This window comes from Nocardioides alkalitolerans (assembly GCA_038184435.1).
Classification (GTDB): Bacteria; Actinomycetota; Actinomycetes; order Propionibacteriales; family Nocardioidaceae; genus Nocardioides; species Nocardioides alkalitolerans_A.
Genome location: CP116227.1, coordinates 4,275,057 through 4,291,159 on the forward strand (window position 1 = coordinate 4,275,057; position 16,103 = coordinate 4,291,159).

Sequence of the window (16,103 nt, forward strand, 5' to 3'; positions counted from 1 at the left end):
GGCGGCTCTCGCTCGCGGACCTCGCCGGGCTCCCGGCGGTGCCGTGGCGCAACGGCGCCGGCGTCACGCGGGAGCTCGCCGCGGATCCCGGCGGCGCGTGGCGCGTGAGCGTCGCCGCCATCGAGGGCCCGGCGCCGTGGTCGGCGTTCCCCGACGTCGACCGCGTCTCGTGCGTCGTCGCGGGGGAGGGGCTGGCGCTGACGGTCGACGGCACGGAGCAGTCGGTACGCCGCGGGGAGGTGCTCGCCTACCGCGGGGAGTCGGTCGTGCTCGGGCGGCCGCTGGGCGGGCCGGTGCAGAACCTGAACCTCGTGCTGGCGCGGGGGAGGGCCACGGGCAGCATGCGGGTGGTGGACCTCGCGTCGGTCGAGCCCGGTGCGGACGACGTGCTCCTCTGGGCGCTGCCTGAGGAGGCGGGCGGTGCGGGACGGGCGGTGGTGGTGAGCGCCGCCGTGCGGTGATGATGGACGAGGCGGAACGAGGAGGGAGCGTCGGTGACGACGTACGTGGTGGTGGGAGCGGGCCTGGCGGGCGCGGCGACGGCCTGGGAGCTGGCGCGGCGCGGGCACGAGGTGACGCTGGTCGAGCGCACGACGCCGGCCAACGAGCGCGGCAGCTCGCACGGGTCGGCACGGATCTTCCGCTACGGCTATCCCGACCCGTTCTGGACGGGGCTCGTGGTGCAGGCCCGGGCGGCGTGGGACGAGCTCGAGGCCCTGGCGGGCGAGCGGCTGGTCACGCCGACGGGCTCGCTCGACCACGGGGCCGACCGACGCCCCGACCACCTCGCGACGGTGATGGCCGGGGCGGGCGTGGAGCACGAGCTGATGAGCGCGGCCGCCGCCGCCGAGCGGTGGCCCGGGATCGCGTTCGACTCCGACGTGCTGTGGCACCCCGGCGCCGGCGTCATCGACGCCGAGTCGTCGGTGCTCGCCATGGCCCGGCTCGCCGCGGAGGCGGGTGCGACCGTGCTGACGGGCTGGCCCGTGGCGCAGGTCGTGCCCGACGGTCCGGGTTTCCGTGTCGTCTCCGAGGCCGGCGCCGAGCTGCGGGCCGACCACGTCGTGGTGAGCGCGGGCGGATGGCTGCCCGACCTGCTGCCGACGCTGCCCGCGGCCCTCGCCCGGCGCGTCCCGCGCCTCGAGGTGCGGAAGGAGCAGGCCTACCACTTCCCCTACGTCGACGACGCGTCCGGCCTGCCCCGCGACGGGTGGCCGACGTTCATCCACAAGATCCCCGAGATCCAGGTCTACGGCCTGCCGGGCGGCCGCGACGCGGGGTTCCGCGGCCAGAAGGTGGCGGAGTACAACGGCGGACCGGCCATCCCGTCCGCGGCGCACTCCGACGGGCTGATCGACCCGGCCAACCGCGAGCGGGTGGTGGCCTACGTGCGGCAGCACCTCCCGGGGCTCGTTCCGGAGCCGTACGCCGAGACCACGTGCCTCTTCACCAACACCCCCGACGAGAACTTCGTCATCGACGGCGTCGACGGGATCACCATCCTCTCGCCCTGCTCGGGCCACGGCGCGAAGTTCGCGCCGCTCCTCGGGCGCCTGGCGGCCGACGCGGCCACCGGCGCCGCCGAGGTCCCGCCGGCCTTCCGGCTGGCGGGGGTGGCCGCGTGAGCGCGACCTCGTCCGCGCCCTCGGGGCCGGCGTCGGTCGCCGGGCTGCTCGGGGAGATCGCCGACGTCGGTCGGGACGCGACGCGCGGCGGGTGGTCGCGGTTCGTCTACGAGGACGCCGAGCTGACGCTGCGTGAGTGGTTCGTCGAGCAGGCGCAGCGGCGCTCGCTCGAGGTCGAGACCGACCGCAACGGCGCGATCTGGGCGTGGCGGCCGGGCACGGGCCCCGGCGGTGGCGCCGGTGCGCCGCACGCGATCGTCACCGGGAGCCACCTCGACTCCGTGCCGGGCGGCGGCGCCTTCGACGGCCCGCTCGGCGTCGCGTCGGCGCTCGCCGCCGTCGACCTGCTCGACGCCCGGGGCGTGCGCACCGAGCGGCCCCTGGCCGTCGTGGCGTTCCCGGAGGAGGAGGGTGCACGCTTCGGCGTCGCCTGCCTCGGCTCCCGGTTGCTCGCGGGCGCGATCGACCCCGACCGGGCGCGCGGCCTGCGCGACGCCGACGGTCGCACGTTCGCGGAGGTCGCGGCCGGCGCCGGTCTCGACGTCGACCGGATCGGGCCCGACCCCGCGCGGCTCGCGGGCATCGACGCGTTCGTGGAGCTGCACGTGGAGCAGGGGCGCGGGCTGGTCGACCTGGGCCGGCCCGTCGCGATCGGCTCGTCCATCCTGGGCCACGGCCGCTGGCGCTTCTCCGTGACCGGCGAGGGCAACCACGCCGGCACGACCCGGATGCCCGACCGGCGCGACCCGATGGTGGTCGCCGCGGGGATCGTGCTCGCCGCCCGCGACGCCGCCGTGGCGCACGCGGAGGCCCGGGCGACGGTCGGCCGCGTCGTACCGGTGCCCGGGGGCACCAACGTCATCGCCTCCCGCGTCGACCTGTGGCTCGACGCGCGGCACCCCGACGACGCCGTGACGGCGGCGGTCGTCGCGGAGATCGAGCGGCAGGCGGGCCGGTTGGCCGCGGCGCAGGGGTGCGCGGTGACGCTGACGGAGGAGTCCTACGGCGGCACGGTCCACTTCGACGCCGACCTGTCGGGGCGGCTGGCGCAGGTGCTGCCGGACGCGCCGGTGCTCGACACCGGGGCGGGCCACGACGCCGGCGTGCTCGCGTCGGCGATCCCGACGGCGATGCTCTTCACCCGGAACCCGACGGGCGTGTCCCACTCGCCGGAGGAGGCGTGCGAGGACGTCGACGCCGAGGCCGGCGCCGTCGCGCTCGCCGACGTGCTGGAGCGCCTCCTGCGGGAGCCCGTGGGCGTCTCCTAGGGTTCACCTGTGTCCACCGAGGAGAACGACGCCGCACTGCTGCGCAACCGGGCCGGTACGGCGCGGGAGCGACGCCCCGAGGACCCGCTCGAGGAGCTCGAGCTGGAGGAGGCGATCGCGCGCAACGTGCGGAGCCTGCGCACGCAGCAGGGCCTGTCGGTGGGCGAGACGGCGGAGAGGGTCGGCATCTCGAAGGCGATGCTGTCGAAGATCGAGAACGCCCAGACCTCGTGCAGCCTGTCGACGCTGGCGCGGTTGGCCGTCGGCCTCGACGTACCGGTCACCTCCCTCTTCCGCGGCGCCGACGCCGAGCGTCCCGCGGCGTTCGTCGCGGCCGGCACGGGGGCCCGCATCGTGCGGGCGGGGACGAAGGAGGGGCACGAGTACGAGCTCCTCGGCTCGCTGCGCGGCGAGCACAAGCGCCTCGAGTGCCTCCACGTGACGCTCACGGAGAAGAGCGAGACCTACCCGCTCTTCCAGCACCCCGGCACCGAGTTCATCTTCATGCTCGAGGGCGTCATGGACTACTCGCACTCGCGCTCGGTCTACCGGTTGCACCCCGGCGACTCGCTGCAGATGGACGGCGAGGGCGCCCACGGCCCGGTCGAGCTCGTCGAGCTGCCCATCCGGTTCCTGTCGGTGATCGCGTTCCCGGAGGCTTCGCTGTGAGCCTGCCGGGGAAGGGAGGCGCGGTGAGCATCGTGCGGTGGTGGGACCAGAGGCGGCGCAAGCAGCGGCAGCAGCCGCGGGGGAAGCGGGCCCGGCCCGGGAAGAAGAAGCGGGACTGCAGCCCCGACTGCGGTGACTGCTGCGACGCGGACTGCTTCTCGTTCCTCGCCCTGACCGTGCTGCTCCAGGCGCTGCTCGGGATGTTCCTCGCGAGCGCGGTCGACCCCCACACGGCGCGCCCGTCCTCGGCGGGCGCGCGCCTGGCGTCGCGGGCGGTGCGGTCCTACCAGGTGAACGTCTCGGCGGGCCGGTCCGAGCCGGTCTGCAACCTCAGCCCGTCCTGCTCGCGCTACGGCCTCCAGGCCATCTCCGCCCACGGCCTCCTCGGCGGCGGCATCCGCGTGCTCCGCCGCCTCCGCGCCTGCCGCGCGGCGTCGCACGCCTGCTGATCCTGCGTCGAGTTTGGTCGTACGGCGCGGCAGGTTCGTCGAGTTTGGTCGTACGGCGCGGTGACGTGGGCCTGTGGATTCGCGGTGGCGGGTGTCGGTGGGCGCGCATAGAATCGCACACATGTTTGATCATCTCTCGCCTCGCGGGTTGCTGGATGCAGCCGCTGAGGCGGTGCGCGCCCGCCAGTTGGCGGAGGTGCGTGACCTGGAGGTGATCGCGGCGTGGGCGGCGGTGCACTCGGGGGAGTCCTCGCGGCGGATGAATCCGTTGGTGATGGTGGGTGGGGAGGGTACGCCGCGGGTGCAGGACCACGCCCTCGGCGAGATCGCCCTGGCCCGCGGCTCAGGCGTGGTCGCGACGATCAACGCCCTCGCGGATGTGCTGGACCTCCAGCACCGGCTGCCGTTGACGTGGGCGGTGGTGCGGCAGGGGACGGCGGAGGTGTACGTCGCACGCAAGGTCGCCCGCATGTCCCGGCACCTGCCGCGTGCGGTGGTCGGTGTCGTCGACTCTGTGGTGGCGCGGATGATCGCCGCCGAGGCACCCGGGCGGGTGCTGACCGTGGCCGAGGGCAAGGTGATCGAGGCCGACCCCGCGCTGCACGAGGAGCGGGTGGAGGAGGAGAAGCGCCGCCGCTACGTCGGCCTGGGCCGCACCGACGAGTACGGACTCCGCACGTTGATCGCCCGGCTCGATGCCGGGGATGCGGCGTGGGTGCAGGCCACCGTCACCCGGGTCGCGGAGATCATCACCCCCGGCCACCCCGATGCGACCGCGGACGAGGTGCGGGCGATCGCGCTGGGCTACCTCGCCCGTCCGGCCGAGCTCCTCGCGCTCCTCGTCGAGCACGAAACCACCGCGAGCGGCGCTGAGACTGGAGTCGAGCCGGAGCCGGTCACCGACGACGAACCCCTGCGGCCCTCACGCGCGACCGCGCTGCCTGTCGACGTCCTCGATGCCCTCCGGAGCACCGATCTGACCAGGCTCCGCCCGAAGGCCAGGCTCTACGTCCACCTCCACGAAGCCACCCTCCTCGGCGCCCAGGGCGTCGCCCGTGTCGAAGCCCTCGGACCCCGCACACTCGGCGCCGTCCACCAGCTCCTCGCGACCACCCAGGTCACCGTCAAGCCGGTCATCGACCTTGCCGACGCCGTCCGCACCACCGCCTACGAACACCCCGAGTCAGTGAAAGAACGGGTGTACCTCACCACCGGCGGCGACTACTGGCCCTACGCCACCTCCACCAGCCGCAACACCGACTACGACCACCCCACCCCCTTCGATCCGAGCACGGCAGAGCAACAGACCGGCACCCACAACTCCGGCCTCCTGCAACGCCGTCACCACCGCTGGAAGACCCACGCCGGCTACCAAGCCAGACAGCGAGCGCCGGGCCACTACGTCTGGCTCACCCCGAACGGTCTCGGCTTCACCACCGGCCCGACCGGCACCCACCCCTGCTCCGAGAACGAGGCCCGCCTCTTCATCGCCCTCGCCGACCGACGCGAGCGGGGGAGCCCGAGCCCGCCTCTGGAACAATCCGACGCGTGAGCACCGAACCCCTCGTCCTCGGCATCGAGACCTCGTGCGACGAGACGGGCGTCGGGATCGTGCGCGGCACGACGCTGTTGGCCGACACCGTCGCGAGCAGCGTCGAGGAGCACGCACGGTTCGGCGGCGTCGTCCCGGAGGTCGCCAGCCGCGCCCACCTCGAGGCCATGGTCCCGACGATCGAGCGCGCCTGCGCGACCGCGGGAATCCGCCCGAGCGACGTCGACGCGATCGCCGTGACGAGCGGTCCCGGCCTCGCGGGGGCCCTCCTGGTCGGCGTCGCGAGCGCCAAGGCGCTGGCGCTGGGGCTCGGCAAGCCGCTGTACGGCGTCAACCACCTCGCCGCCCACGTCGCGGTCGACCAGCTCGAGCACGGACCGCTGCCCGAGCCCTGCATCGCCATGCTCGTCTCGGGCGGCCACTCGAGCCTGCTCAAGGTCACCGACCTGACCCTCGGCGTGGACCCGATGGGCGCCACGATCGACGACGCGGCGGGGGAGGCCTTCGACAAGGTCGCCCGCCTGCTCGGCCTGCCCTTCCCGGGCGGCCCGCACGTCGACCGCGCTGCCCGCGACGGCGAGATCAGCATCGACTTCCCCCGCGGCCTCACCAGCCGTCGCGACCTCGAGCGGCACCGCTTCGACTTCTCGTTCTCCGGCCTCAAGACGGCGGTCGCCCGCTGGGTCGAGGCCCGCGAGCGCTCCGGCGAGCCCGTCTCGGTGCCCGACGTCGCCGCGAGCTTCCAGGAGGCGGTCTGCGACGTCCTCGTGCGCAAGGCGCTCGACGCCGCCACCGCGGAGGGGATCGAGGACCTCCTCCTGGGTGGCGGCGTCGCGGCCAACTCGCGGCTCCGGTCGATGGTGCTGGAGCGGGCCGAGCGCGCCGGCGTACGCGTCCGGATCCCGCGCCCCGGCCTCTGCACCGACAACGGCGCGATGGTCGCCGCGCTCGGCGCGGAGATGGTGGCCCGCGGGCGCACTCCCTCCGCGCTGGACCTGCCCGCCGACTCCTCCCAGCCCGTCACGAGCGTGCTGGTCTGAGGGAGCCGACGGGCGGCCGAGGTCACCGCACGTAGAACCGCGCCTCGCCGTTGTCGTACAGGGGGTCGTACTCCTCGATCGGCGCGGCGAGGTCCGCCCGCCCGGTCGTGACGTCGATGCGCACGAGGCCGTAGCGGGCCGGTGCGTTGTCCGACACGCTCTGCTTGACGCTCACGAGCAGCGTCCGTGCGTTCTCCCATGCGCCGGCGTAGACGAAGGTCTGCATCCCGGTGGGCAGGCCGATCTCGACGATCGACTCCCCGCTCTCGGCATCGATGATGCTCTCGGCGTTCCCGTTGTACGCGACCTGGCTCTCGGACGGTCCGGCGAGCACCATGCGGCTGTCGGTCGAGAACGTCCCGTAGCTGCGGCACCCCGTCGTCGACCAGCCGAGCGGCTCGTCGTCCTCCACGCGGCGGACGGTCGCGCAGTCGCCGTCGGCGCTGTAGGACGTCCGCACCGCCAGCTCGCCGTCGGGCGACACGGCGTCGGTCAGCTCCGACGCGAGCTCGTCGACCGTTCCGTCCAGACCCATGAGCAGCGTCGCGGTGGCGAGGGAGTCGCCTGTCGTGACGACGACGTCGTCACCCCGGAACGCCAACGGGGCGGCGGAGGGCACGGAGCCGTCGCCGGCCGGCACGTCGGTGCGGCTGATCTCCACGCCGTCGGCGTCGGCGACGACGAGCTCCAATCGCCCCGCGGCCGCGGCGGCGTCGACCGGCTGCTCGACCCAGGCGACCCGCGCCGTCGCCGGGTCGTAGGCGAGCGTGGTCCCCACGGTCAGGCCCTCCTCGGGCCCCGCGACGGTCTCCACGAGGTCCCCGTCGGCGCTGAGGTGCCGCAGCTCGTAGACCCCGTCGCCCGGAGCGACGGTGGCCAGCCACTCGCCCTGCCCGAAGGGCACGACGTCCCCGACGAGGCTGGCGCCGGGCTCACCCTCGAGCGTGTACGTCGCCCCGCCCGGCAGGTGGATCGCGTCGTCGAGCAGGTAGGGCACGCCCGCGGGGACACCCGTCGGCAGTGCGTCGAGGTCGATCGTGATGCTCTCGCCCTGCACGGCGGGGATCTCGGCACTCGCCGTACCACTCGTCGCCGGGTCGACCGACCGGTCACTGGATCCTCCGCCGAGCAACCCCAGCGGCGCGACGACGGCGAGCACGACGGCGGCAGCCCCCGCCCCGACCAGAGCGGTGCGCGTGCGCCGGATCCGGCGGGCACGGCCGCGTACGGCGTCGAGGTCGAGCCGCGGCGTACCGGCGTCCCCGGCGTGCTCGCGCAGGGTGCGGGTGAGCTGGTCGTCCAGGTCGTTCGTCATCGCTGCTCCTCTCGGAGGTGGGAGGGGGTCCGGTCGCGGAGCGCCGCGAGGGCGCGGCTGGCCTGCGACTTCACGGTCCCGGGGGAGATCCCGAGGGTGGTGGCGATCTCGGCCTCGCTGAGGCCTTCGTAGTAGCGCAGCACGATCACCGCGCGCTGCTTGCGGGGCAGGGTCTGCACGAAGTCCCAGAGCCGCCCGGCGGTGCCGTCGTCGTAGTCGTCGCGGTGCTGCACGGTGTCGGGCACCTCGTCGGTGCTGGACTCGCGCTTCTTCCAGGCGCGCCGCCACAGCGAGTTGTGCTCGTTGACGAGGATCCGTCGCGCGTAGCCGTCGAGCGACGTGTGCGCCTCGACCTTGTCCCACGCGAGGTACAGCTTCGCCAGCGTGGTCTGCACGAGGTCCTCGGCGGTGTGCCGGTCGCCGCAGAGCAGGTACGCGGTGCGCAGCAGGCTCGCCTGGCGCGCGGCCATGTAGTCCGCGAACTCGTCGTCGCGGCTGCGTCGCCGGGGCGTCGTCAACGTCGCTCCTGGGGTCGTCATCTCTCACCTCCATCCTTCCGCGACCAAGACGCGACCGTCCTCGCATCGGTTGCATCGGGGAGGATGGTCCGGTCAGGTCCACGAGCTCCAGGAGAGGGAGTCGCACATGCACGAGGTCAAGGCAGTCGTCGCGAAGTCGGTCGGGGAGCCGGTGAGCCTGGAGACGATCCTGGTGCCCGACCCGGGTCCGGGGGAGGCGTTGGTGAAGGTGCAGGCGTGCGGGGTGTGCCACACGGACCTGCACTACCGCGAGGGTGGGATCAACGACGAGTTCCCGTTCCTGCTGGGCCACGAGGCCGCGGGTGTTGTCGAGGCCGTCGGCGAGGACGTGACGACGGTGGCGCCGGGCGACTTCGTCGTCCTCAACTGGCGCGCGGTGTGCGGTGACTGTCGGGCGTGCGACCGGGGTGAGCCGCAGTACTGCTTCAACACCCACAACGCGACGCAGAAGATGACGCTGGCGGACGGTACGCCGCTGTCCCCGGCCCTGGGTATCGGCGCGTTCGCCGAGAAGACGCTCGTGGCCGCGGGTCAGTGCACGAAGGTCGACCCGGAGGCCCGTCCGGCCGCGGTGGGCCTGCTGGGCTGCGGCGTGATGGCCGGCATCGGTGCCGCCATCAACACCGGCAACGTGTCCCGTGGCGACGTGGTCGCGGTCATCGGCTGCGGCGGTGTCGGGGTGGCGGCGATCGCGGGCGCCGCGCTGGCGGGTGCCGGCACGATCATCGCGGTCGACATCGACGACAAGAAGCTCGAGGGCGCCCGGAAGCTCGGCGCCACCCACACGGTCAACTCCAAGGAGACCGATCCGGTGGCGGCGATCAAGGCGATCGCGGGCGCGGCGGCGGGTCACGAGGGTGCGGACGGTGCGGACGTCGTGATCGAGGCGGTGGGTCGTCCGGAGACATGGGAGCAGGCGTTCTACGCCCGTGACCTGGCCGGCACGGTCGTCCTGGTCGGCGTCCCGACGCCGGACATGAAGGTCCCGCAGATCCCGCTGATCGACGTGTTCGGTCGGGGTGGGTCGCTGAAGTCCAGCTGGTACGGCGACTGCCTGCCCAACCGTGACTTCCCCATGCTGGTCGACCTGTACCGGCAGGGACGTCTCGACCTGGACGCGTTCGTGACCGAGGAGATCGGGATCGAGGACGTCGAGGCCGCGTTCGAGAAGATGCACCACGGCGAGGTCCTGCGCAGCGTGGTGGTCCTCTGATGGCGAGCACGCACCACGCCGCGGGCGGCGCCCGCGTCGACCACGGCGTCGTCGCGGGCACGTTCAGCCTCGACGGGGAGACGTTCGACGTCGACAACAACATCTGGGTCGTCGGTGACGACGCCGAGGTGATCGTCATCGACGCCCCCCACGACGTCGACGCCATCCTCGCGATCGTCGGCGACCGCAAGGTCAAGGCGATCGTGTGCACCCACGCCCACGACGACCACGTGCGCGTCGCGCCCGAGCTGCGCAAGCGCACGAGCGCGCCGATCCTCCTGCACCCCGACGACCGTCCGCTGTGGGAGCTGACCCACCCCGACGAGCTGTGGGACGTCGACCTCTCCGACGGTCAGGACATCGCCGTGGGCGGTACGACGCTGACCGTGCTCCACACCCCGGGCCACGCCCCGGGAGCGGTCTGCCTGCACGCCCCCGAGCTGGGTGTCGTCTTCACCGGCGACACGCTCTTCAACGGCGGCCCGGGGGCCACCGGCCGGTCCTACTCGGACCGTCCGACCATCGAGGCCTCGATCAAGGCACGGCTCTTCGCCCTCCCCGCGGAGACGGTCGTCCACACCGGTCACGGCGACGACACCACCATCGCCGCCGAGATGACGAACCTCACCTGACCGAGCGCTCGGTCCGTCGCCCGTCTAGGCTGGACGGCGGACCGAGCGCACGGGGCCTCCCCGCTGCTCTCCGGCTGTCCGACGAACCCGAGAAGCACAGGAGCCCGCCATGCCCGAAGCCGTCATCGTCTCCACCGCCCGCTCGCCCATCGGCCGTGCCGGGAAGGGGTCGCTCAAGGACATGCGCCCCGACGACCTCGCCGTGCAGATGGTCGAGGCCGCGCTGGCGAAGGTGCCCGAGCTCGACCGCAAGGACATCGTCGACCTCGCCCTCGGCGTCGGCCAGCCCGCCGGCGAGTCGGGCAACAACCTGGCCCGCGTGGTGGCCGTGCTCGCCGGGATGGACCACCTCCCCGGCGTGACGGTCAACCGCTACTGCTCGTCCAGCCTGCAGACCACCCGCATGGCGTTCCACGCCATCAAGGCCGGCGAGGGCGACGTCTTCCTCTCCGCCGGTGTGGAGACCGTCAGCCGGTTCGGCAACGGCTTCGCCGACGACCCGGCCGCGCAGAACCCGGTCTTCGGCGAGGCCGTCCGCCGCACCGAGGCGCGCGCGGCCGGTGGGGCCGACACGTGGCGCGACCCGCGCGAGGACGGCGCGCTGCCCGACATCTACATCGCGATGGGCCAGACCGCGGAGAACGTCGCGCAGAAGCTCGGCATGAGCCGCGAGGAGCAGGACCGCTTCGGCGTCCGCAGCCAGAACCTCACCGAGGAGGCCATCGCGAGCGGCTTCTGGGCCACGGACATCACCCCCGTCACCCTCCCGGACGGCACCGTGGTGTCGACCGACGACGGTCCGCGGGCGGGCACGACGTACGAGGCCATCAGCCAGCTCAAGCCCGTCTTCCGTCCCGACGGCACGGTCACCGCGGGCAACGCCTGCCCGCTCAACGACGGCGCCGCGGCCCTCGTGATCATGAGCGACACCAAGGCGAAGGAGCTGGGCCTCACCCCGCTCGCGCGCATCGTGTCCACCGCCGTCACGGGCCTCTCGCCCGAGATCATGGGCCTCGGCCCGGTCGAGGCGATCCCGGCGGCCCTGCGCAACGCCGGCATGAGCGTCGGCGACATCGACCTCTTCGAGATCAACGAGGCGTTCGCCGTCCAGGCCCTCGGCTCGGCGCAGCAGATCGGGATCGACGTCGACAAGCTCAACGTCAACGGCGGCGCCATCGCCGTCGGTCACCCCTTCGGCATGACCGGCGCGCGCATCACGAGCACCCTCATCAACTCGCTGACGTGGCACGACAAGCAGTTCGGCGTCGAGTCGATGTGCGTCGGCGGCGGCCAGGGCATGGCGATGGTCATCGAGCGCCTGTCCTGACGCGAACGGCCGGGGTCAGACGGGGCGCACCAGCAGCGCCGTACCCTCCCCGGCCACCCGGGTCAGCACCACCGTCGCCTCGGCGTCGCCCCGGAGCGCCAGCCGCTTGCGCAGCTGCTCCGGGACGACGTCGACGCCGCGCTTCTTGATGGTGAGCCGGCCGACGCCGCGCTCGCGGAGCGCTGCGCGGAGCGCCTTCTCGCGGTAGGGCAGCTCCTCCACCACCTCGTACGTCGCGGCGAACGGCGTGCGGAACCCGGCGTCCGAGGTGACGTAGGCGATGTGCTCGTCGAGCAGGCCGCCGTCGACCGCTCCGGCGACGGCGGTGACGAGCCCGGCGCGGATGACGGCACCGTCGGGCTCGTAGAGGTAGCGGCCGACGGCGCGGACGGGGCGCTCGGCGCCGTCGTAGGGGTCGTCCTCGTCCGTGAGCGTCGCGAGCCCCTCGGCCCGGAGCACGGTCGCGCGGCGGCGGGTGACGGCGAGGTGGGGCGACCAGAGCACCGCCTCCTTCACGTCGCCGCGGTCGCTGACCCACTCCGCCTCGACGCCCGCGGGCACGAGGTCGTGGGGGAGGCCCGGCGCGAGCTTCGCGACGGCGGGGCGGCTGGTGAGGAGCCCGGCGACGAAGTCCCAGGACGGCACCCAGGCGTCGGCGTCGAAGACCCGGCCGCGACCGTCGCGGCGGGCGGGGTCGACGGTCGCGACACCGAACCCCCCGAGCGGCAGCGCCGTCGCGTCCGCGACGGTGACCGCCCCCTCGAGCCCGAGGGCGGCGAGGTTCGCCTCGGCCATCGCGACACGGAGTGGGTCGAGGTCGACCCCCGCCGCGACGAGACCGGCGCGGGCCAGGGCCGTCAGGTCGCCGCCGATGCCGCAGCCGAGGTCGACCACGGAGGAGGGCCGGGCCGCGGCGAGCCGGGCGGCCCGGTGGTCGGCGACCGCGCGGCGGGTCGCCTGCTCGAGGCCGTCGGGCGTGAAGAACATCCGCAGCGCGTCCTCGCCGAACTTGGCGACGCCGCGCACCCGCAGCCCGACCTGGGTCAGGGCCGCGGCGGAGCGCTCGGGGTCCGGCTCGGTGCGCCGCACCGTCGCCGCCGCCCGCACGGGGTCGCCGTCGGCGTCGGCGTAGGCGCGCGCGGCGACGTCCAGCAGCGTGCGCCCGTCGTGCGTCAGCAGCCACCGGAAGGTCTCGAGGTCCACGGCGTCCATCCTCCCAGACACTTCTGGCACTCGCTCTGGTGGAGTGCTAACGTCGGCGCTGGCACTCTCCGGGTGAGTGTGCCAATCGTCGACGACGACGGCGCGACCCCCGCGACGGCGCGCTCGGAGCCGGCGACGACCACAGCCCCGTCGGGCGGCGTCCGCCGTCCGGCATTCGGATCCGCACGGAAAGTGGAGGTCGACATCGTGTCGGTCAACATCAAGCCCCTCGAGGACCGCATCGTCGTCAAGCCGCTCGACGCCGAGCAGACCACGGCGTCCGGTCTCGTCATCCCCGACACCGCGAAGGAGAAGCCCCAGGAGGGCGAGGTCCTCGCGGTGGGCCCCGGGCGTTGGAACGAGGACGGCGACGAGCGCATCCCGCTCGACATCGCGGTCGGTGACAAGGTCATCTACAGCAAGTACGGCGGCACCGAGGTCAAGGTCGCGGGCCAGGAGTACCTGATCCTCTCGGGTCGCGACGTCCTCGCGATCGTCTCCTGACCCTCGAGTGATCCTCGAGCCGTGCGCCCCGTGAGCCCGCCCCCGGCGGACTGCTCCGGGGCGCACGGCTCGCGCCGTACCCACCACCCGCAGCATCTCTGAGGAGAGACATGCCCAAGATCCTTGAGTTCGACGAGAACGCCCGTCGCTCGCTCGAGCGCGGCGTCGACGCGCTCGCGAACACCGTCAAGGTGACGCTCGGCCCCAAGGGCCGCTACGTCGTCCTCGACAAGAAGTGGGGCGCCCCGACCATCACGAACGACGGCGTGACCGTCGCGCGTGAGGTCGAGCTGGACGACCCGTTCGAGAACCTCGGTGCCCAGCTCACCAAGGAGGTCGCGACCAAGACCAACGACGTCGCCGGTGACGGCACGACGACCGCGACGGTGCTGGCCCAGGCCCTGGTGCACGAGGGCCTCCGCGCCGTCGCCGCCGGCGCCAACCCGCTCGGCCTCAAGCGCGGCCTCGACCTGGCCGCCGCGGCCGTCGGCGACGCCCTGCGCGACGCCGCCCGCGAGGTCGACAACAAGGAGGACGTGGCCAGCGTCGGCACGATCTCCTCGCGCGACGCGCACATCGGCGCCCTGCTCGCCGACGCCTTCGACAAGGTCGGCAAGGACGGTGTCATCACCGTCGAGGAGTCGAACACGCTCGGCACCGACCTCGAGTTCACCGAGGGCATGCAGTTCGACAAGGGCTTCATCTCGCAGTACTTCGTCACCGACTCGGAGGGCCGCGAGGCCGTCCTCGACGACCCCTACATCCTCCTGCACCAGGGGAAGATCTCGGCCGTCGCCGAGCTGCTCCCGCTGCTCGAGAAGGTCATCGCCGCGGGCAAGTCGCTCTTCATCATCGCCGAGGACCTCGAGGGCGAGGCGCTCTCCACCCTCGTCGTCAACAAGATCCGCGGCACCTTCACCGGCGTGGCCGTCAAGGCGCCCGCGTTCGGCGACCGCCGCAAGGCGATCCTCCAGGACATCGCGGTGCTCACCGGCGCCCAGGTCGTGGCTCCCGAGGTCGGGCTCAAGCTCGACCAGGTCGGCCTCGAGGTGCTCGGCCAGGCCCGCCGCGTCGTGGTGACGAAGGACAACACCACGATCGTCGACGGTGCCGGCGACGCGTCGGCCGTCGAGGGCCGCGTCAACCAGATCAAGGCGGAGATCGAGAACACCGACTCCGACTGGGACCGCGAGAAGCTCCAGGAGCGCCTCGCCAAGCTGGCCGGTGGCGTCGTCGTCATCAAGGTCGGCGCGGCCACCGAGGTCGAGCTCAAGGAGAAGAAGCACCGCATCGAGGACGCCGTCTCCGCGACGCGCGCCGCGATCGAGGAGGGCATCGTCCCCGGCGGTGGCTCCGCGATCATCCACGCCGCCGCGGCGCTCGAGGGCGACCTCGGCCTCACCGGCGACGAGGCCGTCGGCGTGCGCATCGTGCGCAAGGCCGTCGACGAGCCGCTCCGCTGGATCGCCGAGAACGGCGGCGAGCAGGGCTACGTCGTGGTCTCCAAGGTGCGCGAGCTCGGCGTGGGCAACGGCTACAACGCCGCCACGGGCGAGTACGGCGACCTGGTCGCCCAGGGCGTCCTCGACCCCGTCAAGGTGACCCGCTCCGCCCTGGTCAACGCCGTCTCCATCGCGGGCCTGCTGCTGACGACCGAGACCCTGGTCGTCGACAAGCCCGAGGAGGAGGAGCCGGCCGCCGCCGGTCACGGTCACGGCCACGGCCACTGAGCGACCGCTCCACCTGCTCCACCGCTCCGCCCCCGGCGCCCTCGCGGCGCCGGGGGCGGCGTGCGTTGTTGCACCGCCGAAACACGGCCGTCCCGGTCGCGCAACACGCGCGGCGCACCGTCAGCCCATGCTGTGGCGAGTGCGCACCACCCTTCCCGACCGACCGGGCACGCTGGCCGTCCTCGCCGCCGAGTGCGGGGCCGCGGGCGTCAACATCCTCGCGCTCCAGGTGTTCCCGGGCGTCGACGCCGTCACCGACGAGCTCGTCGTGCGCACCCCGGAGGGGTGGACCCTCGAGCAGCTCACGGGCCTGCTGGAGGGCGCGGGCGGGACCGACGTGGTCGGCACGCCCTGCACCGAGGCGGCCCTGGTCGACCAGCCGGCGCGCTACGTGCAGGCGGCCCGCGCCGTGATCGCGCGGCCCTCCCGCTTCCCCGAGGTGGTCGCGCAGCTCTTCGACGCCGAGCCCGGCGACGCCGCCACGGGCGACGTGATGGAGATGACGGTCGGCGACGTCCAGGTGCAGGTGCGCCGCCGGGCCGCCTTCACGCCCACCGAGCACGCCCGGGGAGCAGCGATGGCGGACCTCGTCTCCGACGTGCTGGCCCGCACCCCGACGGTGCTCGGCTCCAGCGCGCGCCGGATGGGCGGCGGGGCGACCCCGACCTTCGAGCTGGTGGGGCGCACGGTGCAGGCCAGCGTGCAGGGCGTCGTGGTCGGCGTGGCCGTGCTGCGCGACGCGGAGCCGGGCGCGGAGCCGGGTGCGGAACCGGGTCTGCACACGGTCGACCTCGAGGTCGACCCGGGTTGGCAGCGCCGGGGGATCGGCACGCGCCTGCTCTCCGACGTGGCCCGCCTCGCGGCCGGCGAGGGCGTCCAGGACATCGTCCTGTCGACCCGTGCCGACAACCAGGCGGTCCTGCCGCTCGTGCTCGCGGCGGGCCTGCGCGGCCGGATCCGCATGTCCGCGGACGTGCTGACCGTTCGCATCCCGGTGCGGGAGCTGAGGCCGCTGCCGCGGGCCTAGACTGGCCCCC

At 73.5% G+C, this 16,103-nt stretch carries 16 protein-coding genes; 13 read left to right on the forward strand and 3 right to left on the reverse strand.

Annotation, left to right across the window (positions count from 1 at the left end):
* Positions 1-38: 38 nt before the first annotated feature.
* The 7 genes from PIR53_20395 (at position 39) to tsaD (ending at position 6,603) form a co-directional block, all read left to right on the forward strand.
* Positions 39-461 (forward strand): HutD family protein, encoded by a 423-nt coding sequence (locus tag PIR53_20395; protein ID WZH52358.1) that lies wholly within the window; start codon positions 39-41, stop codon positions 459-461.
* Positions 462-494: 33 nt separating this feature from the next.
* Positions 495-1,625, forward strand: coding sequence for an FAD-dependent oxidoreductase (locus tag PIR53_20400; GenBank protein ID WZH52359.1), 1,131 nt, complete (start codon positions 495-497; stop codon positions 1,623-1,625).
* The gene (locus PIR53_20405; GenBank protein WZH52360.1) at positions 1,622-2,893 is read left to right on the forward strand and encodes an allantoate amidohydrolase; all 1,272 of its coding nucleotides are present in this window, start codon (positions 1,622-1,624) and stop codon (positions 2,891-2,893) included. Before PIR53_20400 ends, PIR53_20405 begins: the two co-directional genes overlap by 4 nt.
* A gap of 9 nt (positions 2,894-2,902) precedes the next feature.
* Positions 2,903-3,562: an XRE family transcriptional regulator gene (locus tag PIR53_20410; GenBank protein ID WZH52361.1), complete on the forward strand. Its 660-nt coding sequence runs from the start codon at positions 2,903-2,905 to the stop codon at positions 3,560-3,562.
* 23 nt (positions 3,563-3,585) lie between these two features.
* A complete protein-coding gene (gene yidD, locus PIR53_20415) occupies positions 3,586-4,011 on the forward strand; it encodes a membrane protein insertion efficiency factor YidD (GenBank protein ID WZH52362.1) in 426 nt (141 codons plus the stop codon).
* A 121-nt stretch (positions 4,012-4,132) separates the two neighbouring features.
* The gene (locus PIR53_20420) at positions 4,133-5,563 is read left to right on the forward strand and encodes a hypothetical protein (GenBank protein ID WZH52363.1); all 1,431 of its coding nucleotides are present in this window, start codon (positions 4,133-4,135) and stop codon (positions 5,561-5,563) included.
* The gene (tsaD, locus tag PIR53_20425) at positions 5,560-6,603 is read left to right on the forward strand and encodes a tRNA (adenosine(37)-N6)-threonylcarbamoyltransferase complex transferase subunit TsaD (protein ID WZH52364.1); all 1,044 of its coding nucleotides are present in this window, start codon (positions 5,560-5,562) and stop codon (positions 6,601-6,603) included. Before PIR53_20420 ends, tsaD begins: the two co-directional genes overlap by 4 nt.
* Before the next feature lie 22 nt (positions 6,604-6,625).
* On the opposite strand, the gene PIR53_20430 is transcribed toward tsaD, so the two are convergent.
* Together PIR53_20430 and PIR53_20435 are read right to left on the reverse strand one after the other, a co-directional pair.
* The gene (locus tag PIR53_20430; GenBank protein ID WZH52365.1) at positions 6,626-7,918 is read right to left on the reverse strand and encodes a hypothetical protein; all 1,293 of its coding nucleotides are present in this window, start codon (positions 7,916-7,918) and stop codon (positions 6,626-6,628) included.
* On the reverse strand, positions 7,915-8,457 hold the full coding sequence (locus tag PIR53_20435; GenBank protein ID WZH52366.1) for a SigE family RNA polymerase sigma factor: 543 nt from the start codon (positions 8,455-8,457) through the stop codon (positions 7,915-7,917). Before PIR53_20435 ends, PIR53_20430 begins: the two co-directional genes overlap by 4 nt.
* A gap of 106 nt (positions 8,458-8,563) precedes the next feature.
* Between PIR53_20435 and PIR53_20440 the strand changes: the two genes are divergently transcribed.
* The 3 genes from PIR53_20440 to PIR53_20450 all read left to right on the forward strand — a co-directional run bounded on the left by PIR53_20440 (position 8,564) and on the right by PIR53_20450 (position 11,629).
* Positions 8,564-9,670 (forward strand): S-(hydroxymethyl)mycothiol dehydrogenase, encoded by a 1,107-nt coding sequence (locus tag PIR53_20440; GenBank protein WZH52367.1) that lies wholly within the window; start codon positions 8,564-8,566, stop codon positions 9,668-9,670.
* A complete protein-coding gene (locus PIR53_20445; protein WZH52368.1) occupies positions 9,670-10,302 on the forward strand; it encodes an MBL fold metallo-hydrolase in 633 nt (210 codons plus the stop codon). Before PIR53_20440 ends, PIR53_20445 begins: the two co-directional genes overlap by 1 nt.
* Positions 10,303-10,411: 109 nt before the next feature.
* Positions 10,412-11,629: an acetyl-CoA C-acetyltransferase gene (locus tag PIR53_20450; protein WZH52369.1), complete on the forward strand. Its 1,218-nt coding sequence runs from the start codon at positions 10,412-10,414 to the stop codon at positions 11,627-11,629.
* A 15-nt stretch (positions 11,630-11,644) separates the two neighbouring features.
* Here the strand turns inward: PIR53_20450 and PIR53_20455 are convergent, their stop codons facing one another.
* Complete coding sequence (locus tag PIR53_20455) at positions 11,645-12,832, reverse strand: SAM-dependent methyltransferase (protein ID WZH52370.1); 1,188 nt, start codon at positions 12,830-12,832, stop codon at positions 11,645-11,647.
* Between the two features lie 207 nt (positions 12,833-13,039).
* On the opposite strand from PIR53_20455, the gene groES reads away from it, so the two are divergent.
* From groES to PIR53_20470, 3 genes are all read left to right on the forward strand, one after another.
* Positions 13,040-13,336, forward strand: coding sequence for a co-chaperone GroES (gene groES / locus PIR53_20460; protein WZH54486.1), 297 nt, complete (start codon positions 13,040-13,042; stop codon positions 13,334-13,336).
* 110 nt (positions 13,337-13,446) lie between these two features.
* Positions 13,447-15,066 (forward strand): chaperonin GroEL, encoded by a 1,620-nt coding sequence (groL, locus tag PIR53_20465; protein WZH52371.1) that lies wholly within the window; start codon positions 13,447-13,449, stop codon positions 15,064-15,066.
* A gap of 127 nt (positions 15,067-15,193) precedes the next feature.
* Complete coding sequence (locus tag PIR53_20470; protein ID WZH52372.1) at positions 15,194-16,093, forward strand: GNAT family N-acetyltransferase; 900 nt, start codon at positions 15,194-15,196, stop codon at positions 16,091-16,093.
* Positions 16,094-16,103 lie beyond the last annotated feature (10 nt).

Excerpts from the sequence above, each read along its gene's own strand:
- PIR53_20420 (WZH52363.1), top strand. The coding sequence starts at position 4,133 with ATGTTTGATCATCTCTCGCCTCGCGGGTTGCTGGATGCAGCCGCTGAG.
- PIR53_20430 (WZH52365.1), bottom strand. The coding sequence starts at position 7,918 with ATGACGAACGACCTGGACGACCAGCTCACCCGCACCCTGCGCGAGCAC.
- PIR53_20435 (WZH52366.1), bottom strand. The coding sequence starts at position 8,457 with ATGACGACCCCAGGAGCGACGTTGACGACGCCCCGGCGACGCAGCCGC.
- PIR53_20440 (WZH52367.1), top strand. The coding sequence starts at position 8,564 with ATGCACGAGGTCAAGGCAGTCGTCGCGAAGTCGGTCGGGGAGCCGGTG.
- PIR53_20445 (WZH52368.1), top strand. The coding sequence starts at position 9,670 with ATGGCGAGCACGCACCACGCCGCGGGCGGCGCCCGCGTCGACCACGGC.
- PIR53_20450 (WZH52369.1), top strand. The coding sequence starts at position 10,412 with ATGCCCGAAGCCGTCATCGTCTCCACCGCCCGCTCGCCCATCGGCCGT.
- groL (WZH52371.1), top strand. The coding sequence starts at position 13,447 with ATGCCCAAGATCCTTGAGTTCGACGAGAACGCCCGTCGCTCGCTCGAG.
- PIR53_20470 (WZH52372.1), top strand. The coding sequence starts at position 15,194 with ATGCTGTGGCGAGTGCGCACCACCCTTCCCGACCGACCGGGCACGCTG.